Origin of the sequence: Segatella copri, from assembly GCF_019127135.1 — a bacterium.
Lineage (GTDB): Bacteria > Bacteroidota > Bacteroidia > Bacteroidales > Bacteroidaceae > Prevotella.
Genome location: NZ_JAHOEA010000181.1, coordinates 1 through 565, shown reverse-complemented (window position 1 = coordinate 565; position 565 = coordinate 1). Strand labels below are relative to the sequence as shown.

Sequence of the window (565 nt, the reverse complement as noted above, 5' to 3'; positions counted from 1 at the left end):
GTGTCCATAGCCAGAGCGATGCAGATCATCAGTTGCAACATCTCTCAGAAGCTGAACAGTTCGAAACTGGGCAAGGCTTTCAATGATCTCGGATTCGAAAAGATGCGCACCAAGCACAGCCGTGGTTACAGGGCAATCGTCCGTACAGCCGAGGAAATCAAGGCTTACCAGGTATCCGTCTGCATCAACTCGCCGCAATGCGATGATGATGCCCCCTTCTAGCCGTTCCTCCAAGCCTTCGGTTCCATCCGGTTCAGGGTGACAGGTGACACGGTGACACGAGTTTTTCAACATTTCGCCTCGCACGCGGGCAGGCAGGAACTTTCGGCCTGATTTTTCCTGCCTGCCCGCGCGAGAGTAAATCTTCAGAATTCCCTGTCCCCCCTGTCACCCTGTCACCCAGAAGCAAGTTACTTCCGAAACGGAAACCAAGGACTTACGATGCAAAAGTCAGAGACTTATGGTTCAAAAGTCAGAGACTTACGATGAAAAAGTCAGAGACTTACGATGCAAAAGTCAGTAGCTTATGAACCGCATCCTCATTCATTAACCCTCATAAAAATCA

At 50.1% G+C, this 565-nt stretch carries 1 protein-coding gene; it reads left to right on the top strand.

Annotation, left to right across the window (positions count from 1 at the left end; genetic code table 11):
- Positions 1-222, top strand: a 222-nt coding sequence (locus KSW37_RS15765; protein ID WP_217315395.1) for a hypothetical protein, incomplete at its 5' end; no start/stop codon positions are given.
- Positions 223-565: the final 343 nt, after the last annotated feature.